19 protein-coding genes and 2 pseudogenes are annotated in these 25,151 nt (G+C 73.8%); 6 read left to right on the top strand and 15 right to left on the bottom strand.

Annotated elements, in window-relative coordinates; all coding sequences use genetic code 11:
- Positions 1–7: 7 nt before the first annotated feature.
- The 6 genes and pseudogenes from ACZ418_RS20505 to ACZ418_RS20480 form a co-directional block, all read right to left on the bottom strand.
- Positions 8–2,998, bottom strand: a complete 2,991-nt coding sequence (locus ACZ418_RS20505) for an AAA family ATPase (RefSeq protein ID WP_468364650.1) — start codon at positions 2,996–2,998, stop codon at positions 8–10.
- Positions 2,995–4,158 (bottom strand): exonuclease SbcCD subunit D, encoded by a 1,164-nt coding sequence (locus tag ACZ418_RS20500; RefSeq protein WP_468364647.1) that lies wholly within the window; start codon positions 4,156–4,158, stop codon positions 2,995–2,997. The genes ACZ418_RS20505 and ACZ418_RS20500 overlap by 4 nt, the downstream gene beginning before the upstream one ends.
- A 106-nt stretch (positions 4,159–4,264) precedes the next feature.
- Positions 4,265–4,891, bottom strand: coding sequence for a YigZ family protein (locus tag ACZ418_RS20495; protein WP_468364645.1), 627 nt, complete (start codon positions 4,889–4,891; stop codon positions 4,265–4,267).
- A 126-nt stretch (positions 4,892–5,017) separates the two neighbouring features.
- On the bottom strand, positions 5,018–5,560 hold the full coding sequence (locus tag ACZ418_RS20490; protein WP_468364643.1) for a SixA phosphatase family protein: 543 nt from the start codon (positions 5,558–5,560) through the stop codon (positions 5,018–5,020).
- Positions 5,557–5,901: pseudogene (locus ACZ418_RS20485) on the bottom strand (hypothetical protein); the annotation flags it as partial. The pseudogene ACZ418_RS20485 and the gene ACZ418_RS20490, both read right to left, overlap by 4 nt.
- A 390-nt stretch (positions 5,902–6,291) precedes the next feature.
- A pseudogene (locus ACZ418_RS20480) lies at positions 6,292–6,693 on the bottom strand (hypothetical protein); the annotation flags it as partial.
- A 107-nt stretch (positions 6,694–6,800) separates the two neighbouring features.
- Here ACZ418_RS20480 and ACZ418_RS20475 point away from each other — a divergent pair.
- The 3 genes from ACZ418_RS20475 (at position 6,801) to ACZ418_RS20465 (ending at position 10,353) form a co-directional block, all read left to right on the top strand.
- A complete protein-coding gene (locus ACZ418_RS20475) occupies positions 6,801–7,208 on the top strand; it encodes a CoA-binding protein (RefSeq protein ID WP_468364640.1) in 408 nt (135 codons plus the stop codon).
- A 214-nt stretch (positions 7,209–7,422) separates the two neighbouring features.
- Entirely contained in the window at positions 7,423–9,066 is a 1,644-nt protein-coding gene (locus tag ACZ418_RS20470; protein ID WP_468364637.1) for an APC family permease, read from the top strand.
- Positions 9,067–9,129: 63 nt separating this feature from the next.
- Positions 9,130–10,353: a 4-hydroxybenzoate 3-monooxygenase gene (locus ACZ418_RS20465; protein WP_468364634.1), complete on the top strand. Its 1,224-nt coding sequence runs from the start codon at positions 9,130–9,132 to the stop codon at positions 10,351–10,353.
- 40 nt (positions 10,354–10,393) lie between these two features.
- On the opposite strand, the gene ACZ418_RS20460 is transcribed toward ACZ418_RS20465, so the two are convergent.
- Positions 10,394–10,951: a YbaK/EbsC family protein gene (locus ACZ418_RS20460; protein ID WP_468364631.1), complete on the bottom strand. Its 558-nt coding sequence runs from the start codon at positions 10,949–10,951 to the stop codon at positions 10,394–10,396.
- Between the two features lie 32 nt (positions 10,952–10,983).
- Positions 10,984–11,556: an XRE family transcriptional regulator gene (locus tag ACZ418_RS20455; RefSeq protein ID WP_351807939.1), complete on the bottom strand. Its 573-nt coding sequence runs from the start codon at positions 11,554–11,556 to the stop codon at positions 10,984–10,986.
- A 106-nt stretch (positions 11,557–11,662) separates the two neighbouring features.
- Between ACZ418_RS20455 and ACZ418_RS20450 the strand changes: the two genes are divergently transcribed.
- Entirely contained in the window at positions 11,663–12,520 is an 858-nt protein-coding gene (locus ACZ418_RS20450; protein WP_468364627.1) for an EamA family transporter, read from the top strand.
- Between the two features lie 655 nt (positions 12,521–13,175).
- On the opposite strand, the gene ACZ418_RS20445 is transcribed toward ACZ418_RS20450, so the two are convergent.
- On the bottom strand, positions 13,176–13,940 hold the full coding sequence (locus ACZ418_RS20445) for an acyltransferase (protein WP_468364623.1): 765 nt from the start codon (positions 13,938–13,940) through the stop codon (positions 13,176–13,178).
- A 109-nt stretch (positions 13,941–14,049) separates the two neighbouring features.
- Here ACZ418_RS20445 and ACZ418_RS20440 point away from each other — a divergent pair, with 109 nt between their 5' ends.
- Positions 14,050–14,577 (top strand): gamma carbonic anhydrase family protein, encoded by a 528-nt coding sequence (locus ACZ418_RS20440; RefSeq protein WP_468364620.1) that lies wholly within the window; start codon positions 14,050–14,052, stop codon positions 14,575–14,577.
- A gap of 15 nt (positions 14,578–14,592) precedes the next feature.
- Here the strand turns inward: ACZ418_RS20440 and ACZ418_RS20435 are convergent, their stop codons facing one another.
- On the bottom strand, positions 14,593–15,237 hold the full coding sequence (locus tag ACZ418_RS20435) for a DedA family protein (protein WP_468364617.1): 645 nt from the start codon (positions 15,235–15,237) through the stop codon (positions 14,593–14,595).
- 250 nt (positions 15,238–15,487) lie between these two features.
- Between ACZ418_RS20435 and ACZ418_RS20430 the strand changes: the two genes are divergently transcribed.
- Positions 15,488–16,549 (top strand): lysylphosphatidylglycerol synthase transmembrane domain-containing protein, encoded by a 1,062-nt coding sequence (locus ACZ418_RS20430; protein WP_468364615.1) that lies wholly within the window; start codon positions 15,488–15,490, stop codon positions 16,547–16,549.
- A gap of 7 nt (positions 16,550–16,556) precedes the next feature.
- Here ACZ418_RS20430 and ACZ418_RS20425 read toward each other — a convergent pair whose 3' ends face one another.
- The 5 genes from ACZ418_RS20425 to ACZ418_RS20405 are packed head-to-tail and all read right to left on the bottom strand — an operon-like array spanning position 16,557 to position 25,151.
- Positions 16,557–17,669, bottom strand: coding sequence for a class I SAM-dependent methyltransferase (locus ACZ418_RS20425; protein ID WP_468364612.1), 1,113 nt, complete (start codon positions 17,667–17,669; stop codon positions 16,557–16,559).
- Complete coding sequence (locus tag ACZ418_RS20420; RefSeq protein WP_468364609.1) at positions 17,666–18,847, bottom strand: glycosyltransferase; 1,182 nt, start codon at positions 18,845–18,847, stop codon at positions 17,666–17,668. The genes ACZ418_RS20425 and ACZ418_RS20420 overlap by 4 nt, the downstream gene beginning before the upstream one ends.
- Positions 18,844–19,641, bottom strand: coding sequence for an alpha/beta fold hydrolase (locus ACZ418_RS20415; protein ID WP_468365476.1), 798 nt, complete (start codon positions 19,639–19,641; stop codon positions 18,844–18,846). The genes ACZ418_RS20420 and ACZ418_RS20415 overlap by 4 nt, the downstream gene beginning before the upstream one ends.
- 9 nt (positions 19,642–19,650) lie before the next feature.
- On the bottom strand, positions 19,651–19,971 hold the full coding sequence (locus tag ACZ418_RS20410; RefSeq protein WP_468364606.1) for an acyl carrier protein: 321 nt from the start codon (positions 19,969–19,971) through the stop codon (positions 19,651–19,653).
- Positions 19,968–25,151, bottom strand: coding sequence for a type I polyketide synthase (locus tag ACZ418_RS20405; protein ID WP_468364603.1), 5,184 nt, complete (start codon positions 25,149–25,151; stop codon positions 19,968–19,970). The genes ACZ418_RS20410 and ACZ418_RS20405 overlap by 4 nt, the downstream gene beginning before the upstream one ends.

Here is a 25,151-nt window from a genome sequence, read left to right as displayed (position 1 = left end):
TACCTGGTCAGACCCCCCGCTGCCGCAGCTCCGACCCCGTTCTGCCCTTGACGACCTCCAGTTGGGCGTGGATGCGGCGGCGCAGGTCGGGGACGTGGCTGACGATGCCCACGCTGCGGTCGCGTTCACGCAGGGAGTCGAGGACGTCGAGGACCTCGTCGAGGGTCTGGTCGTCGAGGCTGCCGAAGCCCTCGTCGATGAAGAGGGTGTCGAGGCGGACGCCGCCGGCCTCGTCGGTGACGACGTCCGCGAGGCCGAGGGCGAGGGCGAGGGAGGCGAAGAAGGTCTCCCCGCCGGACAGGGTGGCGGTGTCGCGTTCGCGTCCGGTCCAGGCGTCGACCACGTGCAGCCCGAGCCCGCTGCGGCCGCGCCCGCTGCGGTCGTCGGAGTGGACGAGGGTGTAGCGGCCCGACGACATGCGCTGCAGCCGCGCGGTCGCGGCGGCGGCGACCTGCTCCAGCCGGGCCGCGAGCACATACGACTCCAGGCGCATCTTGCGTTCGTTGTCGGCGGAGGTGCCCGCGGTGAGGGCGGCGAGGCGGGCCACCCGGTCGTACTCCTCACGGAGCGGAGCGAGCCGTCGTACGGCCTCGCCGGCGCGCGCCGAAAGGCGGTCCAGCTCGGCGCAGCAGCGGGCCGCCGCGTCGCGCGCGGACGCCGCCTCGCGCAGCCGGTGTTCGGCCGTGGCGGCCGCGCGCTCGGCCGTGGCCGGGTCGGCGGGCGGGCGCTGGGCGGCGGCCGCGGTGTCGGCCTCCGCCAGCACCGCGCGTACGGCGGCCTCCTCGGCCTGCCAGGCGTCCAGGCGGTGCTGCAGCTCGCGGTGGGCCGCGGCGTCCAGGAGGGCGGCGGCCGCGGCCTGCGGGGTGTCGAAGCCGGCCCGGTAGGCGGCGTCGGCGAGGCGGGCGTCGGCGTCCTTCAGACGCTGGGCGGCGTCCTCGGCGGCACGCACGGCGTCGGCGGCGTCGGTGAGCAGCGCCGCCTGCCGCTCCAGCTGCGCGGCACGTGCGGCCACACTGCCGGAGTTGCCGCGCGCCTTGCTCAACTCGTCTTCCAGTTGGGCCTGTTCGCGCTCCAGGGTCTCGCGCCGGGTGAGCCGGGAGGCGGCCCGTACGGCGGCCTGCTGACGGTCGGCGAGGCGCTGTTCGCGCTCGTGCTCGGCGCGCCGCAGCTCCTCGTGGGCGGCGTGCAGCGCGGAGGCGTCGCGGCGGGCGCGGGCGTACTCGTGCTCCAACTCGGCAGCAGCTTCTTCGAGTTGGGTGGTGGGCGTGTCGCCGGCCTCGGCAGTGGCGGCGGCCAGGGCCTCGCGGACGACGCCGAGCCGCCGCTCGTCCTCGGTGTGCTGCTCCTCGGCGCGCCGGCAGGCGGCCAGGGCCCGGTCCTCTCCCTCGCGGTCGACGTGCCCGGCGACCTTGCGGGCCGGCGCCGGGTGTTCGGTCGCTCCGCAGACCGCGCAGGGCTCGCCGTCGGTGAGGTGGGCGGCCAGTTCTACGGCGATGCCGTTCAGGCGCTGTTCCTTGAGGTCCAGCCAGTGGGCGCGGGCGTCCAGGGCGCGCTGACCCGAGGCGGCCGCTTGCAGCCGGGCCCCCTCCAGGTCGGCGGCCAGCTGGTCCCGGGTGCGGGCCGCTTCGAGGCGCCCGCGCATCGGTTCCCGCTGGACGGCGAGCTGTTCGGCTCGGGTGGCGGCCTCCTGGGCGGAGTCGACGCGGGACTGCAGCGACGCGCGGGTGGCGTCCCAGCCGTCGAGCCAGGCCTCGGCCTCGCGGAGCACGTCCTCGTCGGCGCGCTCCTGGCGGTCGAGCCCGGACCGCTCCTCGGCCAGCTCGGCGAGCCGCTGCTCGGCCCGCCGGGCCGCTTCCAGACCGCCCAGCTCCTCGGCGGCCCGGCGTGCGGCGGCGGCGAGTCCGGCCGCGCCCGCGTCGGCGTAGGAGTCGGGGAGCATGCCACGCGTGCGTGCCTCGGCCGCGGCCGTCTTGCGGTGCTCCTCCTCGGCGGCCTCGCGCAGCTCCAGCGCGGGCGCGACGGCCTCCGCCTTGCGGGACCGCTCCATGCGCCGCTGGGCCTCGTGATGGGCGCCCGCCCGCTCCTGAAGTCGCTCGGCGCGCTGCCGGGCCTCGGCGAACCGGCTCTGCAGACGGGCGAGTTCGCGTACGTCGTCCAGGGCGCGCCTGGCCTTGGCGTGGGCGGACTCCGCGGCGGCGAGCCGGCAGTGGGCGACGGTGAGGCGTTCGCGGGCGGTGGCGCGGGCGACGGCGGCGGCGCCGAGCACGGCGTCGGCCAGGCCCGGGTCGCCGGGGGCCAGCTCGGCCAGCTCCATGGCGTCGCCGGCCTCCTGCTGCATGCGGTGGGCGTCGGCGAGCAGCGCCGCGTCGCCTTCCCGCACGCGTGCCTCGGTGGCGCGGCGGCGCTCGGCGAGTCGCTTCTCGACGTCGGCGAAGCGCTGGGTGTCGAAGAGGCGCCCCAGCAGCCGGCCGCGGGCCTCGGCATCGGCGCGCAGGAAGCGGGCGAAGTCGCCCTGGGGCAGCAGCACGACCTGGCAGAACTGCTCGCGGCTCATGCCGAGCAGCTGGGTGATCTCCTCGCCGATCTCCTGGTGGGAGCGGCTGCGGTCCTTCCAGGCGCCGGCCGCGGCGTCGTACTCGCGCAGCCAGGTCTGGGCCTTGTCGACGGTGGTACCGGTGCCGCGCAGTTTGGGCCGCTCCCAGGGCGGCTGCCGGGTGATCTCCAGGCGGCGGCCGGCGACGGTGAGGTCGAGGCGTACCTCGGTGCGGGTGCGCGGCTCGGCGTGGTCGCTGCGCAGCAGCATGCCCTGGCCGCTCTGCCGGGCGCCGGGTACGGAGCCGTACAGGGCGTAGCAGACGGCGTCCAGGACGGAGGTCTTGCCGGCGCCGGTGGGGCCGTGCAGCAGGAAGAGCCCGGCGGCGGACAGGGCGTCGAAGTCGACGCTCTGGGAGCCGCCGAAGGGCCCGAAGGCGGTGATGTCGAGCCGGTGCAGCCTCACCGGGCCACCTCCCGTACGGCGGCGTCGGCGCGCACGGCGTCGAAGGCCTCGCGCAGCACGGCCGCCTCCCGTTCGTCGGGCCCGGCGCCGCGCACATGGGCGACGAAGTCCTGGGCGATCTGCTGGTCACTGCGGCCCGCGAGACGCCGGGCGTAGGACACCTGGGGGTCGTCCGGGCCGCGCTCGGGGGCGAAGACGAGGCTGAGGGTGTGCGGGAAGCGCTCGGTGAGCCGGGCCATGGGATCGGCGGGGCGGACCGGGTCGGTGAGGGTGGCCTCGACCCAGGCGTCCTCGTGGCGGGCCAGCGCGGGGTCGGCGAGGAGGTCGTCCAGCGTGCCCTTGATGCGGGCCAGCGGGCGCGGCACCGGGCAGTCGACGCGCTCGGCGGAGACGGAGCCGTCGGGGCCGAGGTCGATCAGCCACATGCTCTTGCGCTGGTCGGCCTCGGAGAAGGAGTAGGCGAGCGGGGAGCCCGAGTAGCGCACGCGCTCGGTGAGGGTCTGGCAGCCGTGCAGATGGCCGAGCGCCACATAGTCGACGCCGTCGAAGACCCCGGCCGGTACGGCGGCGACCCCGCCGACGGTGATGTCCCGCTCGCTGTCGCTGGCCTGGCCGCCGGTGACGAAGGCGTGGGCGAGGACGACCGAGCGGGTGCCCGGCGCGCGGCCCGCGAGGTCGGCGCGGACACGGTCCATGGCGGCGCCGAGCACGGCCTCGTGTCCGGCCTTGTCCACCGCGAACTCGTCCTTCACCAGGGCCGGTTCGAGATACGGCAGACCGTAGAAGGCGACGTCGCCGTGGGTGTCGGTGAGCACCACGGGGGTGCCGGCGGCCGACGGTTCGGTGCGCAGGTGGATGCCGGCGCGGTCGATGAGCCCGGCGCCGACGCCGAGGCGGCGGGCCGAGTCGTGGTTGCCGGAGATCATCACCGTGGGCACCCCGAGGTCCGCGAGGCGGTGCAGGGCGTCGTCGAACAGCTCGACCGCGGCGAGCGGGGGCACCGCGCGGTCGTACACATCGCCCGACACGACCACCGCGTCCACCTCGCGCTCGCGCACGGTGGTGACGAGGTGACCGATGAACTCGGACTGGGCCCCGAGCATGTTCACCCGGTGGAAGGCCCGGCCGAGATGCCAGTCGGACGTGTGCAGGAGTCTCATGATCCCCGAGACTAACGGCCGGGTCTGACATCACGGGCGGTTACTCCCGTATCGACCCGACACAGCCGGTCAACTATGGCCACTTTTGCCCGATCAGGGCGGAGTGTCAGGCATCTCCGTAGGCTTCGCCGCCCAGTTGGAACCCTGCCGTGCCCGCCGTCACATCGGCGAGCCAGGCGCGGAAGGCTTCCACGTCCGCGTCCGGCAGGCCGATCTCGATGGTGACCGCCTCGGCGTAGCGGACGTCCCGTACCTCGCGTCCGGTGGCGCGCAGGTCGTTCTGGACCTTGCCTGCGCGCTGGTGGTCGACGGTCACCGTGGCCAGCCGGAAGCGGCGCCGGGTGATCGTGCCGAGGCTGTCGAGGGCCTCGCCGACCGCGCCGCCGTAGGCCCGGATGAGTCCGCCGGCGCCGAGCTTGACGCCTCCGTAGTAGCGGGTGACGACCGCGACGACGTAGCGCATCTCGCGGCGCAGCAGCATCTGGAGCATGGGGACGCCGGCGGTGCCGCCCGGTTCGCCGTCGTCGCTGGCCTTCTGCACGGAGGCGTCGGCGCCGATGACGTACGCCCAGCAGTTGTGGGTGGCGTCGGCGTGCTCCTTGCGCACGGAGGCGATGAAGTCCTGCGCCTCCTGCTCGGTGGCGGCCGGGGCGAGGGCGCACAGGAAGCGGGAGCGGTTGATCTCGATCTCGTGCACGCCCGCGCGGGCGACTGTGCGGTACTCGTCCTGCATCCCGCAAGCCTATGTGGTGACGGGGAGTGTGCGGCGACGGGCGCATGCCGGCGGTGGAGGCACGGACGTCCGGGCACGCGCGTACCCCGGTCGTCCCGGCTCGGGCACGCCCACGCGCGCGTGGGCCTACTTCTTCTTCCCGCGAGCCACGATCAGCGAGGTCAGGAGGGCCGTGCCGGGGCCGAGGGCGGGCCAGCCGGTGCCGTGCCAGGACAGGACGGCGATCGCGGACGTGGGGAACTTCGTCCGCACCCGCTCCAGCGTGTCCTCGAGACCGTCCCGGGCCAGCTCCAGGACCAGCTCCTCGAGGCCGGGGTTGTGCCCGACCAGCAGCAGCGTCTCGACCTCGGGCGGCGTCTCGTGGACCACCTCCAGGAGCTCCGGTACGCCGGCCGCGTACAACCGCCGGTCGTAACGCACCGGTGGCGGAGTGCCCCACTCGGCGGAGGCCAGCTCCCAGGTGCGGCGGGCGCGTACCGCCGGGGAGCACAGGGCGAGGTCGGGCAGGCAGTCGGCCTCGGCGAGGGCGCGTCCGGCGGCCGGGGCGTCGCGCAGGCCGCGCGGCGCGAGCGGCCTGCGGTGGTCCTCGACGCCCTCGGGCCAGGCGGACTTCGCGTGCCGCAGGACCACCAGCCGACGCAGCGAGCCCCTGCCCGCCCGCGTGATCACGCCGGGCTCCCGAGGTCGCGGGCGAGGTCGAGGGCCAGCAGCCGGTCGGCGTAGACGTAGGTCTCGAAGCGGGCTCCGTCGGGCAGGTCCGGGGCGCTCTCCACGTCCCGCAGCACCTCCAGCACTCCGGGCAGGTCGAGGTCGTCCTCCCACGCGGAGCGCAGCCGTGCCCGCACCTCGTCGGGCACGGGCCGCGAGGGCTGCCGGGCCCACTCCGCCACCGCCCGCCGCCACCGGGCCAGCCGCCCGGCGGCCTCCTCCAGCACGGCGGAGTCCAGCCGGACAGGCTCGCCACGCGGGACGCAGAGCAGCGCGAGCCGAAGGGCAGCGGGGTCGGAGAGACCGGAAAGGAGGGCCGGGAGCGCGGGGTGGGCAGCGGGCTCGGGGGCACGGCCGGAACCGAGGCCAGGAGCGGGGCGGCGACCGGATCCAGAAGCGGGGCGACCGGCACCGGACTCACCCGCGCCGGACTCGGGAGCACCACCAGGAGGGGTCTCGTGGGCACCGCCAGGAGCCGGCGGCTCGGCAGCCTGCCCGTGAGCGGGCCGGCCGGCGGGCTCCTCCTGCCCCTCGGTGGACTGTCCTGCCCCTTCAGGCACCCCACCACCACAGGTCCGTCCGGCCTCACCAGCCGCCCCGGCCGCGGACCGGCCCGCACCCCTCGCCCCGGACGAGCCCACGCCCCCCGCCGAAGCCGTATCCGCCTCCCACCCGCCCCTGGGCTCCCCCGTCCACTCCACCGGTGCGACCCACACCACCGGCCCCCCGCCGGAGGCGTCCGGGGTTTCGGTCGTCACATGGAGCGTCTGCGCCTCCCCGAGGCCCGGTGTGACGTCGTGGGCGTCCTCGAAGGGGCGGATGGCCAGGGTGGTCGCGGCGGTGCGCAGGTCGGCGGGGCGGTGGGGTGCGGCGAGGGTCGCCCAGACCGGTGTGCCGCCCAGTTCCAGGGCGCGGACCAGGAGGTCGGCGGTGAGCAGCACGCGCAGGGAGGTCGGGTCCGGGCCACAGGCGTGGGCCTCGATGCGGGTCAGGCCGCGGCGGGCGGGCGCGGCTGGGACGGGCTCACCGGTTCGGGCGTCGAGGATGCGCAGCACGGGCTGAGCGTAGGCGGGCGGACGGTCGTACGCAGGCATCTTGTGTCCATTCCGGACAGGGTGGCGAGGTGGCGGGCCGGGAATCCGGACCGGCCGGGCTGCTGTTGTCCAGGGGACCAGTTTCCCGCAGCCCCGAGGAGGCGGCCGTGTATGGCGACGAAGCGACGATCCGCAGGATCCTGACCGAGCTGGGCGACACCTGGGCGGTGGTCGGCCTGTCCGGCAACCGGAGCCGGGCCGCGTACGGTGTGGCGCAGGTGCTGCAGCGGTTCGGCAAGCGGATCGTGCCGGTGCATCCGAAGGCGCAGACCGTGCACGGAGAGCAGGGCTACGCCTCCCTCGCGGACATCCCCTTCGAGGTCGACGTGGTCGACGTCTTCGTCAACGGCGACCGGGCCGGGGCGGTGGCCGACGAGGCCGTGACCAAGGGCGCGCGGGCGGTGTGGTTCCAGCTCGGTGTCGTGGACGAGGTCGCCTATGAGCGCACCCGGACGGCAGGGCTTGACATGGTCATGGATCGGTGTCCGGCGATCGAAATTCCCCGTCTGGGCTAACGAATCTCTCCTTCTACTCACAATTGGTCGCTGAATATTGACATTCCGACTAGGCATCTGACCTGTGACAAGTCAGTGACCGAGTGTGCGCCCAAGACACCGGAGATCCTGGGTCAAAATTTGGTTAACACTCTTTTGCTGAGTCGGAAAGTTTCCCTAGCCTGTGGCCTCCTTGCTCGTTAACCCTGCGTATAGATCTGAGAGGCCACTAGACATGGCGAAAGTCGACCAGGCTGCTACGCCGGTAGCCACAAGCGACACCGGCGGCGGCTTGCGCCGCGATGTGGGACTCATCGGCCTGATGTGGGCTTCGGTGGGTTCCATCATCGGCTCCGGCTGGCTCTTCGGTGCCGAGAAGGCGGTCACGGCGGCCGGCCCCGCGGCGATCATCTCGTGGGTGATCGGTGCCGTGGCGATTGTGCTGCTCGCCCTCGTGCACGCCGAGCTCGGCGGCATGTTCCCGGTGGCGGGCGGTACCGCCCGTTACCCGCACTACGCCTTCGGCGGCCTGGCCGGCATGTCCTTCGGCTGGTTCTCCTGGCTGCAGGCCGCGACGGTGGCCCCGATCGAGGTCGAGGCCATGATCGGCTACGCCAAGCACTGGCACTTCGCCGACGGCCTGCAGAACGCCAACGGCACGCTCACCACCAGCGGCATCGTCGTCGCGGTGCTCCTCATGGCCGTGTTCGTCGCGGTCAACTTCCTCGGCGTCCGCGTCCTGGCGCACACCAACAGTGCTGCCACCTGGTGGAAGATCGCGGTCCCGCTCGCGGCGATCTTCGTCATCGCCATCGGCAACTTCCACCCGGCCAACTTCACCTCCGAGGGCTTCGCGCCGTTCGGCGCCAAGGGCGTCCTCACCGCGATCAGCTCCAGCGGCATCATCTTCGCGCTGCTGGGCTTCGAGCAAGCGATCCAGCTGGCCGGTGAGAGCCGCAACCCGAAGCGTGACCTGCCGCGCGCGACGCTCGGTTCGGTCGCGATCGGCGCCACGATCTACGTCCTGCTCCAGGTCGTGTTCATCGCCGCCCTGCCGCACGCCACCTTCGCGAAGGGCTGGGCGAACCTGGCCTACGCCGGCATCAGCGGCCCCTGGGCGGGTCTCGCCTCGCTGGTCGGCCTGGGCTGGCTGGCCTGGGTCCTGTACGCCGACGCGATCATCTCCCCCGGCGGCACCGGCCTGATCTACACCACCGCCACGTCCCGCATCTCCTACGGCCTGGCCAAGAACGGCTACGCGCCGAAGGTCTTCGCCAAGACCGACTCGCGCGGTGTGCCGTGGTTCGGCCTCGCGATGTCGTTCGTGACCGGTGTGATCTGCTTCGCGCCGTTCCCGAGCTGGCAGACGCTGGTCGGCTTCATCACCTCGGCGAGCGTGCTGATGTACGCGGGTGCCCCGCTGGCCTACGGCGTCTTCGCCGACCGGCTGCCGAACCACGAGCGTCCGTACAAGCTGCCCTTCGGCAACTTCATCTCGCCGCTGTCCTTCGTGGTCGCCAACCTGATCATCTTCTGGTCCGGCTGGGACACCCTGTGGCGCCTGGGCTGCGCGATCCTGATCGGCTACGTGCTGCTCGGCTCCTACGCCTGGTACGCGATCCGCAAGAACCTGCCCAACGCGCCGCGCCTGGACTTCAAGGCCGCGCAGTGGCTGCCGCCCTACCTGGTGGGCATCGGCGTGATCTCCTACCTGAGCACCTTCGGCGGCACCAACGACCTGCCGCTGTGGTGGGACATCCTGGTCGTCGCGGTGTTCTCGCTCGCCATCTACTACTGGGCCAAGGCGACCGCCTCCAAGCCCGAGCAGATCGAGCGCGACATCGAAGAGGTCGTCGTCACCGACGCCCCCGCGCACTGACCCTGCTCCCCCTGGTGTCCCGTCGGCCGGATCCGGCTGACGGGACACCGTCATAATGCGGGGATGATCTCCCCTTCCCCCCACCTCGGCTCCGCGCCCGAGGAACGCCGTACGGTCGTCGTCGTGGGCGCCGGGCCGGCCGGGCTCACCGTCGCCGGCATCCTGCGGGCCGCCTCCGTCGACTGTGTCGTCCTGGAGACCGAGAGCAGGCAGTTCATCGAGACCCGGCCCAGGGCCGGCGTCATCGAGGAATGGGCCGTACGCGAACTCGGCCGACGCGGACTGTCCGAACGGCTGCTGGAGCGGGCCGAGTCGCACAGCGCCTGCGAGTTCCGCTTCGACGGCGAACGGTACCGCTTCCCCTACGCCGACCTGACCGGCAGCCATCACTACGTCTACCCGCAGCCGTTGCTGGTGACGGATCTGGTGCGGGAGTACGCCGACGTACGCGGCGGCGACATCCGCTTCGGCGTGCGCGACGTCACACTGCACGACCTGGACTCCGACCGGCCGGCGGTGTCGTACCGATGCCCGGACACGGGTGAACGGCGGCTGCTGCGCTGTGACTTCGTCGCGGGCTGCGACGGGGCGCGCGGGGTGACGCGGGACGCGCTACCCGCACAGCGCCGGCGGATCGCACGGCAGGACGACGGCATCGGCTGGCTGGCGCTGCTCGCGGAGGTCCCGCCGTCGACGGACTGCGTGCTGTTCGGCGTCCATCCGCGCGGTTTCGCCGGCCAGATGCCCCGCAGCCCGGAGCTGACCCGGTTCTACCTCCAGTGCCCGCCCGGCGACGATCCGGACAACTGGCCGCACGACAGGGTCTGGACCGAGCTGCGCGAGCGGCTCGGCGCGGCCGGAGCGCCCCCGCTCACCGAGGGCCGGCTGATCGAGAAACGCGTCCTGGACATGCACCACTATGTCGTCGAACCCCTGGCCCACGGGCGGCTGTTCCTGGCCGGCGACGCCGGTCATCTGGTCGCACCCATCGCCGCGAAGGGCATGAACCTCGCCCTGCACGACGCCTTCCTGCTCGGCGACGCGCTCGCGGCCCATGTCACGAAGGGCGACGGCACCGGCCTGGACGGCTACTCGGCGGCCTGTCTGCGCCGGGTGTGGGACTACCAGGAGTTCTCGCAGTGGCTGTCGGACATCTATCACGGTGTCGCGTCCGGCGATCCGTTCCGCGCCGGCACCACACTGGCCCGGCTGCGCCGCCTGTTCACCTCACCGACCGCGGCGGCGGCCTTCGCCGAGCAGTACCTCGGCACCGCCACCGCCTACTGAATTCCGCCACGGGCCGGGCCAGGGGCAAGCGGCAGCTGCCTCAGGCGACCCCGAGGCCCTCCAGCACCACGGCGCCCGGCAGTTCCGCGAGGGCCTTGCCGGGCACCAGCAGCTTGCCGCGTCGGCGTCCGCTGCCGACGAGGACGTAGGGGAGGTCCACAACCGCCGAGTCGATCAGCAGCGGCCAGCCGGCGGGCAGTCCGACCGGGGTGATGCCGCCGTACTCCATGCCGGTCTCGCCGGTCGCCGTCTCCATGGAGGCGAACGATGCCTTGCGCGCGCCGAGTTGGCGGCGGACCACGCCGTTGACGTCGACCCGCGTGGTGGAGAGCACCAGGCACGCGGCGAGGGTGGTCTCACCGCCCCGCTTGCCGGCGACCACCACGCAGTTCGCGGACTGCTCCAGCAGCTCGCGGCCGTAGTGCTCCACGAAGACGGCCGTGTCGGCCCAGCGCGGGTCCGTCTCGACGTAGAGGACGCGGTCGGCGGGGATCGCGCCCCGCCAGTCGCGTACGGCGTCGGCGACCGGGGCGGTCAGCTCCTCGAGGCAGTCCGGGACGGGGGTGGCGGTGTCGAAGTCTCCGATGGGTGCGCGCATGGCCGCACGCTAACAGGCCGCCGCAGTGCGGTTCAGCGCACTGGCGGCACCGAGACGGCCATCACCATCTCCATCGGTACGTCGCCCTCGTTGCCGTAGGTGTGCGAGGTACTGGCCTCGAACGTGGCGCTCGCGCCGGTCGGCACCAGGTGCTTGACGCCGTCCACGGTGAGGGTCAGTTCACCTGCGGTGACATGGACGAGTTCCACCGTGCCCACCGGGTGCGGCTCGGAGGGGCTCTGCTCGCCGGGCATCAGCCGCCAGTCCCACATCTCCAGCGGGCCGGGCGCCTCCGTGCCGGCGAGGAGGCGGTTGTAGCTGCCGGCGTCCGTGTGCCACAGCCGTACGGCCTGCTCGGCGGGGACGATGCGGACGGTGGGGCCCTGTTCGTAGTCCAGCAGGGTGGTGATGCTGATGCCGAGCGCGTCGCCGATCTTGACGACCGTGCCGATGCTGGGGTTCGTCCGGGCCTGCTCGATCTGGATGAGCATGCCGCGGCTGACGCCCGCGCGGGCGGCGAGCGCGTCCAGGGTGAAGCCGCGCTCGGTGCGCCAGCGCTTGACGTTGCGCGCCAGGGACTGGGTCAGCAGGTCGAGGTCCGACACATCACGTCCATCATGAGGGTTCAATATACGGGATGACAGAGTTCACTTCACTGAACTACGGTGAGGTGTACCTGATCGTTCATCAAACTGTACTGCGAGGCCGGCCGTGACAGCATTCTTCGCCCTGACCACCAGCCTCCTGTGGGGACTGGCCGACTTCGGCGGTGGACTGCTGACCCGGCGTACGCCCGCGCTGACGGTCGTGGTCGTTTCGCAGGCCATCGCGGCGACGGTCCTCGGCGCGATCGTCGTCGCGACCGGTGGCTGGAGCGAGGCCGGCCCCCGCCTGTGGTTCGGGTTCGCCGCGGGGCTGGTCGGACCGATCGCCCTGCTCTCCTTCTACAAGGCCCTCGCGCTCGGCCCCATGGGGGTCGTCTCCCCGCTCGCGACACTGAGCGTGGCCGTGCCGGTCGGGGTGGGCCTCGTCCTCGGCGAGCGGCCGGGTCTGCTCCAGGTCGCGGGCATCGCGGTCGCCGTCACCGGGGTCGTCCTCGCGGGCGGCCCGCAGCTGCGCGGCGCGCCGGTCCAGCGGCGGACGATCCTGCTCACCCTGATCGCGGCGCTGGGCTTCGGCACGGTCTTCGCCCTGATCACGGAGGCCTCGACCACCGTCACCGGCCTGTTCCTGTCCCTGTTCGTCCAGCGGCTGACGAACGTCGCGGTCGGCGGGGCCGCGCTCGCCGTCTCCGTACGGCGGGGCGGCCGGGCGGTGCCGGAGGGCGGCTTCCCGTGGGCTTCGCTACCCGCGCTGGCCTTCGTCGGGCTCGCCGACGTGGCCGCCAACGGCACCTACGCGGTCGCCGCCCAGTACGGCCCGGTCACCGTGGCGGCCGTCCTCGCCTCGCTGTATCCGGTGGTGACCGCGCTGGCCGCGCGCGGCTTCCTCAGCGAGCGGCTGCGGGCGATCCAGGCGGCGGGTGCGGGCCTGGCGCTACTCGGCACGCTGCTGCTGGCGACCGGTTGAGCAGGCCTGCGGCTTCCAGTTCCGGCTGGGCCGACCCGCGGACTCCGGCCCCGGCCAAACCGACCCGCGGAATCCACCACCACCGAGCCGACCCGCGGAATCCACCCCCGGCCAAACCGACCCGCGGAATCCACTCCCGCCCGAACCGACCCTCGTAATCCACTCCCGCCCGAACCGACCCGCGGAATCCGGTCTCCACCGAACCGGCCCGCGGATTCCGGTCTCCACCGAACCGGCCCGCGGGCTCCGGTCCCGGCCGAACCGACCGCGGACTCCGGTCCCGGCCGAACCGACCGCGGACTCAGGTCCCGAACCGACCCGCGGACTCCGGTCCCGAACCGACCCGCGGACTCCACTCCCGGCCAAACCAACCCGCGGACTCCCGCCCCGGCCAAACCAACCCCCGGACTCCGGCCCCAGCCAAACCAACCCGCGGAATCCACCACCACCGAGCCGACCCGCGGAATCCACCCCCGGCCGAACCGACCCGCGGAATCCACTCCCGGCCGAACCGACCCGCGGAATCCACCACCACCGAGCCGACCCGCGGAATCCACCCCCGGCCGAGCCGACCCGCGGAATCCACTCCCGGCCGAACCGACCCGCGGAATCCACTCCCGGCCGAACCGACCCGCGGAATCCACTCCCGGCCGAGTCAGCTCTCGGGTTCCAGTTCCGCGAGCCGGGTGACCGCGTCCTCGTCCAGTTCCGCCAGCGCGCGCAGCTGCTGCGGCGTCATCCCGTCCGGGATGGGCACCGGGGCCGGCGTCCTGAGCGGCGGCTGCCAGCCCTGCTCGGCCGTCCAGCGCCGGACGACCCGGGCGGGCGCCCCCGCCACCACGGCGTGATCGGGCACCGTGCCTCTGACCACGGCACCGGCCGCGACGACCACGTTCCGGCCCACACGCGCGCCCGGCAGGATCACCGCGCCGGTGCCGATCCAGCAGCCCGGGCCGATCTCCACCGGCTCCATGCGCGGCCACTGCCTGCCGATGGGCTGGTGCGGGTCGTCGTAGGAGTGGTTGGTGGAGGTGACGTAGACGTACGGGCCGAAGTAGCAGTCGCTGCCGATGGTGACCGTCGTGTCGGCGATGACATGGCTGCCGCGGCCGAGGACCACGCCGTCGCCGATGCGCAGGATCGGGTCCGGACCGAGGTCCAGGTCCGGCATCAGACCGGCGGTCAGCGTGACCTGTTCGCCGATGATGCAGTGCGAGCCGAGGTGGATCCAGGGCTCGCCGAACACCGTGCCGAGCGGGAAGGCGAGCCGGGTGGCTTCGCCGATCGCGCCGAACTTCAGGCGGCCGGGGTGCTCGGCGGAGACGGAGCCCGTGCGCTGCGCCCAGGCCCAGGCCGCGTGTACCGCGCGTTGGGCGAGGCGGCGGCGCCAGGACGAGAACGTGTTCTTGGGCTTCGGCACGGGCTTACGTTACTCAGCGGTTGCCTTCGGCGAGAGGGTGGGCTGCTGTGATCTTTGCCCCACGCCGTGTCGTAGCGTGCGGGGTACTTACGGATGCGAGGAGACGGTGATGACACAGCAGGCGCTGATCGTGGGCATCGGGGGCAAGGAGCCGCGGGTCGACCCGGAGGCGTTCGTGGCGCCTACGGCTTCCGTGATCGGTGATGTCACGCTGCACGCGGGGGCCAGTGTCTGGTACGGGGCTGTGGTGCGCGGGGATGTCGAGACGATCAGCGTGGGTGCGCAGGCGAATGTGCAGGACAACGTCACGCTGCATGCGGATCCCGGGTTTCCCGTGAGCGTGGGCGAGCGGGTGTCCATCGGGCACAACGCGGTGGTGCACGGGGCGACCGTCGAGGACGACTGTCTGATCGGGATGGGGGCGACCGTCCTGAACGGGGCGGTGATCGGGGCGGCGTCGCTCGTCGCGGCTCAGGCATTGGTGCCGCAGGGGATGGTGGTGCCGCCCGGGTCGCTTGTGGCCGGGGTGCCGGCGAAGGTGCGGCGGGAGCTCACCGAGGAGGAGCGGCAGGGGGTCACACTCAACGGCACGATGTACGCGGAGTTGGCCAAGGCGCATCGTGGGGTGCATGAGTAGGCGCGTCGGCGGGCCTCACTCGCCGGCGTTCACCGGTTCTGCCTCTCGTTCGACCGTCTGGGCCTTCTTCGCCTTGCGCTTGATGATCAGCATGGTGGCGAGGCCGAGCAGGACCGCGGCCGCGAGGCCCACGTAGGAGAACTTCTTCAGCCATCCCTCGGCGACCACGCCCACGTAGTAGACGGCGGCCGTGGTGCCGCCCGCCCAGCAGATGCCGCCGAGGACGTTGGCGATCAGGAACTTCCAGTAGGGCATGTGCAGGACGCCCGCGAGCGGGCCGGCGAAGATGCGCAGGAGGGCGATGAAGCGGCCGAAGAAGACGGCCCACATGCCCCACTTCTCGAACGACCGCTCGGCGGTGGCCACATGGCCCTCGCTGAAGTGTCTCGGGAACTTGTCGCCCAGCCAGGCCAGCAGCGGGCGGCCGCCCTTGCGGCCGATCGCGTAGCCGATGGAGTCGCCGATCACGGCACCCGCGGTCGCGCACGCGCCGAGGACGACCGGGTTGACGCCCGAGTGCTGGGAGGACATCAGCGCCGCCGAGACCAGGATGATCTCTCCGGGAAGCGGGATGCCCAGGCTCTCCACACCGATCACCAGGGCCACCACGACGTAGACGGCGGCAGCGGGCACCGTGTCGAGCCATTCCTGGACGTGCACCGCGGGATCCTCCCCTGTCGCTGTCCTTGCCTTCCGGGCCGCCGCATGCAAAGCACGCCCCAAGGGAAGGCTACCTGGTCGGCGGTGAACGGCGGCTTGCGCGCACCCGCCCGGCGGCACCGTCCCGCCCTCGCGCCTTCGGTTTTCGGACATCCCCGTGTCACGCGGGAGGGGAAGGCTCCCCGCGGTATCGCCCGACCCGCCTCCCCCAGGTCCCCGCAGGGGCCCGCTGCGGAAGGACGACGTCCCCGTGTCCTCACTGTCTCCGTCCCCCTCGCTCTCCGCCCCGCCGTGTCCCCGGACGGCGGATCCGCTCCCCGCCGACCCCGGTGCTCCGCCCGACACCGGTACCGAATCCGCTCCCCGGTCCGCGTCCCCCCTCGCGGCCCGGCACATCCGGCTGGCCCTGTGCCTGGCTCCCCTGCTGCTCGCCGCCGGCTGGGCCCTCGCCAACCGGCCCGTGATGTACGAGGGGGTCCGGCGGCTGATCGCGGCCGACCCGGGGTGGCTGCTGGCCGGGGCGGGTTTCACCTGCCTGAACTGTGTGGCGGCCGCGTGCGTCCGGCAGGGCGCGCTGCCCGACCGGGTGCCCCCGGGGCTGCTGCTGGCCTCGCAGTTCGCCGCCGGTGCCGCCAACCACGCGCTGCCGGCCGGTCTCGGCGCCCATGCCGTCACGCTGCGCTTTCTGCGCGGCCGAGGGGTGCCGCCGGCCCGGGCCACCGCGTCGATCGGGCTGTACTCGCTGGCCAAGTCGAGCGCGAAGACCCTGGTGCTGCTGGTGTTCCTCACCACGTCACCGGCCTGGCGGCGGCTCGGTGATGTGGTCCCGGACGGACGGCTGGTGGTTCCGGTCGCCGCCGTCGGGGGCGGGGCCGTCGCGGTGGCGGGGGTGCTGCTGACGGTCGTACGGCCGTTGCGGCGGCCGGTGACCGGGCTGCTGCGCTCCGCCCTCGCCGACGCCCGGGAGGTGCACACGCGGCCCTGCCGGGTGGTCGCGCTGTGGGGCGGGGCGGTCGCGATGCCACTCGTGCAGGGGACCACCCTGGCCTGTGTCGGTGCCTCGCTCGGGCTGGGGCTGCCCTGGGCGCACGTGGTGCTCGCCTATCTCGCGGCGGGCACGGCCGTGGGGGCGGTTCCGGCGCCGGGCGGGTTCGCGGTCGACGCGGCGCTGGTGTGGACGCTGGTCACGTTCGGCGCCGGGCCGGCGGTGGCCACGGCGACGGTCATCGGCTACCGGGTGCTGACCGACTGGGTGCCGCTGGTGCCGGGCACCCTCACGCTGTCCGCGCTGATCCGGGCCAAGGTGCTGTGAGTCCCGGTCACTCGCGGCGCGCCACCAGGCGGTAGGCGTTGGACAGGCCGAGGCGGTGGGACAGGGGGCGGATCGCGAACCGGTCGAGGAGCGTCGCCGTGATGAGCGCGGGCACCCCCGCGAGGAGGAGTGCGGTGCGCGCGGCGCGGCGCAGGGCGCCGGGCGGCTCGGCCAGCCAGGGGGCGTCCTCGCGCGGGGCGGCGTGGTCGAGGGCCAGCCAGACCGCGGCGAGCAGGTCGACCGGGTCATGCGCTTCGGCATGCTGCTCGGCGACCACCGTGAAGCCCAGCTCGGTCAGCCGCCGCCGGAGCCCCGCGACCGGCATGAAGTGCAGGTGCTGGGGCTGGAGCCAGGGCAGCCACCAGCGGCCGAGCAGCCGGGCGTAGCGGCTCTCCGGGTCCGGCACCTCGATGAGGAGGTGGCCGCCGGGGCGTACGACCTCGTGGGCGGCACGGAGTTCGCGGTCCGGGTCGGTGCTGTGCTCCAGGTAGTGGAACATGCTCACCACGTCGTAGCGCGCGGCGAGTTCGGGGGCGAGCTCGGGAAAGGCACCGCGGTGGGCGTGGTCCACGCGCCCTTCGCGGGCGGCGAGTTCGACGCCGTCGGTGAAGTCGAGCCCGTCGAAGGCGGTGCCGGGCAGGACGGCGCGGGCGCTCGCGCAGAAGTGGCCGTGGCCGGTGCCGACGTCCAGCCAGGTCTTCGGGGCGGGGTCGTACGGGAGCATCGCCTCGGCGCGGGCCCGGTACATGGCGCCACGGCCGCCGAAGGTGCCGCTCATGCGCTGTTCGCCGAGGCCGTCGTAGAAGTCCCGGTAATAGAACTCCAGCCCATCCTCGGTGAGTTGGGGGTTCTGGAAGGTGTGGCCGCAGTCGGCGCAGCGGTCGAGGGTGAAGCGGCCGGGCTTGTGCTGGAGCAGGTCGGTGGTGCGCAGGCGGGTGGTGAGCCGGTCCGAGCCGCACCAGGGGCAGTCGGGGCGGCGGGCGGTGAAGAAGCGGTCCGTACCGGCCGCCAGGTCGCTCTGGTAGGCGGGACGCAGGGCGGCGACACGCACCGTCCTGTCGTTCTCGACGCTCTTGGCGCTCTCGGCGCTCTCGGCGCTCTCTTCGTCGTGGTCGCTCATCGGCACTCCGCTGCCAGTCGTTCGAGGTGGGCCGCCGCGGCCCGGGCGCCGCCCGCCGCGCGGAACGCGGTACGGATGCGGACGGCGGCGGCCCGGTGGGCCGGGTCGGTGAGGACGGTGTCGAGGGCCGCGCCCAGCCGGTCCGCGCGGACCCGGCCGAAGCGGACCCGGACGCCGGCGCCGGCGTCCACGACCTGTCCGGCCACCACCGGCTGATCGTCGCGAATGGGCGCGACGACGAGCGGAACGCCGTGCCACAGGGCCTCGCACACGGTGTTGTGTCCGGCATGACAGATGACGGCGTCCATCCGCTCCAGCAGCGCGAGCTGGGGCACGGACGGAAGGACCAGGACGTCCTTGTCACCGGCCGGCACCGCGAGGGCGCCACCCGGGTCGGCGATCACCGCCTGCACCCGGTCGGCGCGTTCCCGCAGCGCGCTCAGGCACTCGGCGAGGAACCGGCCACCCGCGTCGGCGTTCGCCGTGCCCAGGGTCACCAGGACCTTCGTCCGGTGCCGGTCCAGCAGTTCCCAGGGGAACCCGGGGCCGGTCGGGCGGTCGGCGAGGGAGGGGCCGACGTAGTGGATGTGCGGTGCCAACGGGGCCTGGGGGCCGAGGAGTTCGGGCGTGCTGAAGATCAGCATCAGGTGCGGCGAGAAGCGTGGGTCGGCGGTCCCGGACGGGTCTCCGACGCGGGCGCGCAGTCCGGTCAGTCGGTCTCGCAGCCAGGCGGCGACCTTCGGCAGGCCGTCGTAGGCGCCCGTGAACTCCGCCGAGGTGGTGGCCGAGGTGGCCCACGGCAGTCCGAGGCGTTCGGCCACCAGGGCGCCGGCGAAGGCCTGCTGGTCGGCCACCACCACGTCCGGCCGGAACGCCCCGGCCGCCGCCCGGACACCGGGCGCCATGGCGTCGGCGAGCGGGAGCAGATACCACTCCCACAGGAACTTCAGCGCCTCCGCGCCGCGCAGGTCCGGCGGCCGTACGGCACCCTCGGCGCCCGGCACCGGGCCCGCGCAGCCGAACACCTCGGCGTCCGGACCCGCGAGCCGCCGTACCAGCGCCGGGTCCGCGCACACCCAGGCCACCCGGTGCCCGTGCGCGGCCAGCCGGGCGGCTACGCCGACGGCCGGGTTGACGTGCCCGGTCAGCGGCGGCACCACGAAGAGGAAGCCGCTCATCCGGCGGCCCCCGCCCCGGCGCCGATCAGGTCCAGGATGTGCCCGCCGACGGCCGCGTGCGCCTCCACGAGCACCGAGTGCTCGTGCCCGGGCAGCACGACCGCCCGGTAGTCCGTCAGCAGCGCCCGCATCAGCGGCACCAGGTCCGCGAGGTCCGACTCGCCGCCGTACACGCCGAGGACCGGGCAGCGTACGGCCCTGATCGCGGACTCGGTCAGCACCCGGCTGGCGGGGATGTCCCGGCCGAGGGTGGTCTCGCGGGCGAACCGGGCCGCGCCCTTGGCCAGCCGGGCGGTGTTGTGGCCGCGGCGGGCGGTGATCCAGGCGATCGCGTCGGGTTCGCTGTCGGCGAGTTCGGTCATGACCCGGTCGAGGATGCGACCGATTTTCGCCGCCCAGGCGGGGGTCGCGGGCTCGGACTCGATCAGCGTCAGACTGGCCGTGCGCGCCGGGTGGCGGGCGGCGAAGCCGAAGGCGATCGTTCCGCCGTAGGAGTTGCCGACGAGGTGGACGGGCCCGGTGACGGCCAGCCGGTCGAGGAGGGCCGCCAGGTCGTCGATGTTGTGGTCGAGGGTGTAGCCCTGCGGCGGGCGTTCGCTGCGGCCGTGGCCGCGCAGGTCGTACATGACGACGTCGAGGCCGGCCGCGGCGAACGCGGGCGCGACGGTGAAGTAGTAGCTGGCCAGGCTGTCGGTGAGCAGCCCGTGCACCAGGACGACCGTGGCGTGCGGGACGCGGCCGTCGGCCGGCCCCGTGCGCTGGACGTGCAGCCGAATCCCGCCGGCTTCGACCATCGCCACGGCTCAGCCCCCCTGCGCGTTCTTCAGGCTCCACACGACGTGCTCCACGAGCCGGCCGACGGTCAGCTCGATGATCTCGTCGAAGTCCATGCCGGCCAGGAACTCGGCCAGGTTGACCCGCTGCCCGTAGCGCTCCTCCAGCAGCCCGGCCAGGGTGACGAGATCGATGCTCTCCAACTCCAGGTCGCGGTTGAAGGTGGTGGACAGGCCGATGACCACGTCGTCGTCGCCGTACTCCGCGAGCACCGTACGGAGCATGCCGGTGACGTCGGCGAGCACGGTGTCGGCGGTGGGCTGCGCCGGGGCCGGCTGGGTGGGGTTCATCGGGGGTACTCCTCGGCTGCTTCGTCTGGTTGTCCGCCGTCGGGATGTCCGTCGTCGGCTGTGTGCCCCGTCGTCCAGGCCACCACATAGGTGCGCTGTGGCAGGGCGGGCGGGTTGGCCACCGGGGTGCAGTGCACGGTGTGGACGCGTTCCAGGCGGCCGGAGACCAGCAGCCTGCTGCCGTCCGGCGTGGCCTCCAGCACCGCGAAGTCCCGTGGTCTGCCGCCGAATCCGGTGCCCTCGGCCTTGGCGACGGCCTCCTTTGCCGCCCAGAACCGGGTGAACCACACGGCCTCCCCGCCGCCTGCCGCATGGGCGCGCAGCAGGCGCAGTTCCGTGGGGCCGAGCGCGGTGGCGAGGGTTGCCGGGTCGCGCTCGGCGACCTCTTCGATGTCGATGCCGGGGCCGGACCGGGGGGTGTGCGGCCGGACGATCGCCACGGCCGCCTCGGCGCGGTGGGCGAGCGACACGTCCAGCGGGGGCAGGGCGCGTCCGTGCACCCCGGTGACGTACGGGCGCCCCGACCCGTCGTTGCGCACGCGCAGTTCCGCGGGGAAGACGGGGCCTTCGCCGTGGCGCCAGAGCCACTGCCGCACGGCGTCCTTGACGGCGATCCGGCCGAGCAGCCACTGACGGCGACCACGCGGCGGGCGTTCGGCGTACTCGGCCCGTTCGGCGCCGCCGAGCGAGTTGCGCATGATCAGCTCGCGGGAGGCGAGGTCCGGCCAGCGCTCGTGCACCAGCGTCCAGCCGCCCGGCATGGCCTGGGACAGGGTGTGGCGTTCGGGGAAGCGTTCGACGGGCCGGGTGGTGGGATCGTTGTCGAAGCGGCGGTCCTGCCAGCCGCCGATCACCGCCCACACCCGGCCGCCGACGGTGAGCTCCGCATCGGCCTCCAGGACGGTGTCCGAGAGTGAGGTGATCCGCAGCACGCAGCCGACCGCGGTGCCGGGGGCCGGGTGCCGTCCGTGGAACCGCAGATGCCGTATCCGCACGGGGAAGACGACGGTTCGCTCGGTACGGGTGGTCATGATCCAGTAGCCGAGCAACTGGCCCACGTTGTCCAGCAGCGCGCCGGGGGCGGCGGGCGCTGTGATCACTCCCCGGATGTGCCGCTCGCCGACCGCGGTGAGGTCGGTCAGGCCCTGGAAGCCGGGGCCGTGGAACATCCAGCGGTCCCGGTAGATCTGTGCGGCGGTGTGCTCGGGGCGGCGTTCGGGTGCGTCCGGGAGGGGGCTGGGCGTGGGCGGTGCGGGGTGGTGCGGGGCGAGTTCGACCGTGGCGCGGGCCGTGGGGCCGAAGGCGACGGTGACGCGGACCGGGTGGCCGGGGGCCGGGGTGACGGTGACCGGTACGTCGACGGCAGGTGTGGCGGTGAGCCAGCGGTCGAACCGGGCCTCGTGCACGGCGACCGCCCGCAGACCGGGGGCCGCCGCCTGCGCCGCGTCCATCATGTGCCGGACGATCGTGGTGGCCGGGACGACCGGCCAACGGTCCTCCAGGTCCGGCCAGTCGGGGCGCTGGGGGAAGAAGCAGTGGTCGAGGAGGTGGGGCATGGTGTGGGGGGAGACGTGGACGGTGGTGGTCGTCGCGGTCGGCGTGATGGTGGTCGTGGTCGTGGTGGGCACGGCAGGCGGGGCGGTGGGTGCGGGGGGCGGGGGCGCAGGCGCCGTGGCTGTGGGGGCGGCGCTGCTCCGGTCGCGCCGGGCGCTCGCCGCGATCAACTGCGCCGCCGTCTCCGCGGTGTCCCGCAGCAGGGCGGTCAGCTCGGCGGCGGCCGGGAAGTACGGTGCAAGGTCGTCCAGGCCGCCGAGCCCCGGGCCGTTCGAGCGGGCCGTGGGCGCCGGGGGTGCGGCGGCGGACGGGCCCGGGTGGTGCGTGGGCGCAGGTTGTACGGCGGCGGTCGGGCCCGGGCGGTGCGCGTCGGCGGGTTGCACGGCGACCGACGGGCCCGGGCCGTGCGTGGGCACGGGCTGTACGGCGACCGACGGGCCCGGGCCGTGCGTGGGCACAGGCTGTACGGCGACCGACGGGCCCAGGCGGTGCGCGTCGGCGGGTTGCACGACGGCCGACGGGCCCGGGCCGTGCGTGGGCACAGGCTGTACGGCGGCGGACGGGCCCAGGCGGTGCGCGTCGGCGGGTTGTACGGCGACGGTCGGGCCCGGGCCGTGCGTGGGCGCGGGTTGTGCGGCAGGTGGGCCGGGGTGCAGTTCTGCGCGGAGCGCGTCGAGTGTCGGCCCGTCCAGCGAGACGAGAGCCCCGCCGAGATCGAGCCGGACAGGTGGGTGGCGCCGGGGGGCCGGTGGGGTCGCGGTGTTGGACGGCGACCCAGCGGGCGTTTTGGCCGTGGTGGCCGCCGTGATGTGCGCTGCCATGGCCGGCACCGCCGCCGCCACAGCCGCCCCAGCGGTCCACAACGCCGTTGCCGTACGGCGCAGTTGGGCCAGGCCGCTGCGCTCGGGCGCGTTGGCGGCCACGGCCAGGTGGTCGCGGTCGCCGAGGGTGTCGGCGATCAGGGAGGTGAGCCGACCGGGGCCCACCTGGACGAAGACGCGGTGCCCGGCGGCGTACAGGGCCTCGGTCAGCTCGCGGAAGCGGACCGGTTCCAGCAGATGCCGTACGAACAGCTCACGCACCGCCCGCTCGGCCCGGGGGAAGGGCGCGGCAGTCGTCCCGGACCACACCGGTACGGTCGGCGGGTGGAGCCTGAAGCGGTCGGCGGCCTCCTTGATGGGGGCGAGGTACGGCTCCAGCATCGGCGTGTGGAAGCCGGAGCGGAAGGGCAGCACCTGGCAGATCACGCCCTGCGCGCGCAGGGATCGTGCGAACTCCCCGACCGCCGCGCCGGGGCCGCAGACCATGGACTGGCGGGGCGCGTTGTCGTGCGAGAGCACGATCCCGGAGTCGGCCCAGGACTCGGCGAGCAGGGCGCGGACGTGCCCGGCGGACGTGCCGAGGGCGGCGAAGCTGAGACCGGGGACGGTGACGGTGTCCGGGTCGAACGCGGCCATGAACGCGTCCACTTGCTCCGGCGCGTACAGGCCGCCCGCCGCCATGGCCGTCCACTCGCCGACGCTGTGCCCGGCGACCGCGTCCGGTACGACACCCATGCGGCGCAGGGCCTGGTCCAGCAGGCGGCCCACCCCGACGACGCCGAAGCCGTGCCGGCCGACGTCACCGACCCGGACGTGCGTGCCGGGCAGCGGGGTGAGGCCGAAGTGGGCTGCGATGTCGTCGGTGCGGGGCGTGAAGTCGCCTTCCAGGCCGGGGAAGACGAACGCCAGCCTGCCGCCGCCGGCCCGGCCGAGCAGCGGGCCGGGCCGGAACCACACATCGCTCCGGCCGTGCCAGCCACGCCCCTTGGCGACCGCACGGCGGGCCAGGGCGAGCCGCCTGGCGGTCGGGTCCACGATCCCGAGCCGGACCGGGCCGGCGTCGGAGTGCGGCCGGCCCGGGTCGAGACCGGCGGCGAGGACGGCGGAGTCGTCGGCGCCGAGTACGGCCGCGAGGTCCGTCACCTCCTCGGCAGCGAGCAGCAGGATCCGCTCGGGCTCGCTGACCTGAGCGGAAGCGGAGACCGGAGGCGTGGCTTCGGCGAGGCCGGACCGCGTCGGCACGCTCTCTTGTGCCCCCACTCCAGCACCCGCCGTCTCGTTCACCCCCCATCCAGCACGCACTGTCTCCGCATGCTCCGGACGAACACGCGCGACCCCCGCCCGGCCGGCAGGCGCACCACTGGCCCCGCCCGGCTCGGAACCGGCACCCGGCGCCTCCTCCAGCACCACATGGGCGTTGATCCCGCCGAAGCCGAACGCGTTGACGGCGGCCCGGCGGACCGGCTGCCGGGAGTCCGTCTCCCAGGGGCGTGCCTGCCGCAGTGTGCGGAAGCGGGTGGCGGCGAGGGCGGGGTGGGGGTCGTCGCAGTGGAGGGTGGGCAGGAGGGTGCCGTGGTGGAGGGCGAGGGCGGCCTTGACCAGGCCGGCCACCCCGGCGGCCGGCATGGTGTGGCCGATCATCGACTTCACCGAGCCGAGGACCGGGCGGATGCCATGGCCGTCCGGTGGCCCGAACACCTCGGCAAGAGTGGTGAGTTCCGCCGCGTCACCGGCGGGGGTGGCGGTGCCGTGCGCCTCCAGCAGGCCGAGGGAGTCCGGTGCGGCGGGGTCGAGCCCGGCGGCCCGCCAGGCGTGGCGCACGGCTCTGGCCTGCCCGCCGGGGTCCGGTGCGGCAAGCCCCGCCGTACGACCGTCGCTTGCCACACCCGTGCCCCGGATCACCGCGTACACGCGGTCGCCGTCGCGTTCGGCGTCCGCGAGCCGCTTCAGTGCGACGACGCCCGTGCCCTCGCCGATGAGGATGCCGTCGGCGCCACGGTGAAAGGGGCGGATGCGCTGGCTCGGGGACAGAGCGCGCAGTTGGGCGAAGACGCTCCAGAGGGTGATGTCGTGGCAGTGGTGCACTCCCCCGGCCAGCATCAGATCGCAGCGGCCGGTGGTGAGTGCGGTGACCGCCTGGTCGACGGCGACCAGGGAGGAGGCGCAGGCCGCGTCCACGGTGTAGGCGGGGCCGCGCAGGTCGAGCCGGTTGGCGATGCGGGAGGCGGCGAGGTTGGGGACCAGACCGATCGCGGACTCGGGGCTGTCCGGGCCGAGCCGTTCGGTGAACGCCGCCCGGATCCGCTCGAGTTGGGCGGCGGCGAGGCCGGGCAACAACTCGCCCAGGGTGCGGGTCAGTTGTCCGGCCGTGCGTACCCGTTGGTCCAGACGGACCAGGCCCGGGGTGAGATAGCCGCCGCGGCCCAGGGCGACCCCGATCCGGTCCCGGTCCGGGAGCCGTTCCTCGCCGCCCGCGTCCGCGAGCGCGGCGGCGGCCACGTCGAGGGCGATCAGCTGGTCGGGCTCGGTGCCGGGCACCGAGGCGGGCATGACGCCGTAACGGGTGACGTCCACCTCGGCGAGGCCGTCCACGAACCCGCCGCGCCGGCAGTAGATCCGGTCGGGGGCGGCAGGTCCGGTGGCCGAGCCGGGCCGGTAGTAGGCGGCGTCCCAGCGGCCCTCGGGGACGTCGGTGATCGCGTCGACGCCTTCGCGCAGGTTGCGCCAGTAGGCGTCCAGGCCGGGGGCGCCGGGCAGCAGCACCGCCATCCCGACGATGGCGACGGGGACCTGACGGGATGTCAT

The organism is Streptomyces sp. NPDC030820, from assembly GCF_055572075.1.
Note: the sequence above shows the minus strand (reverse complement) of the source record. Positions and strands in the feature narration are given on the sequence as shown.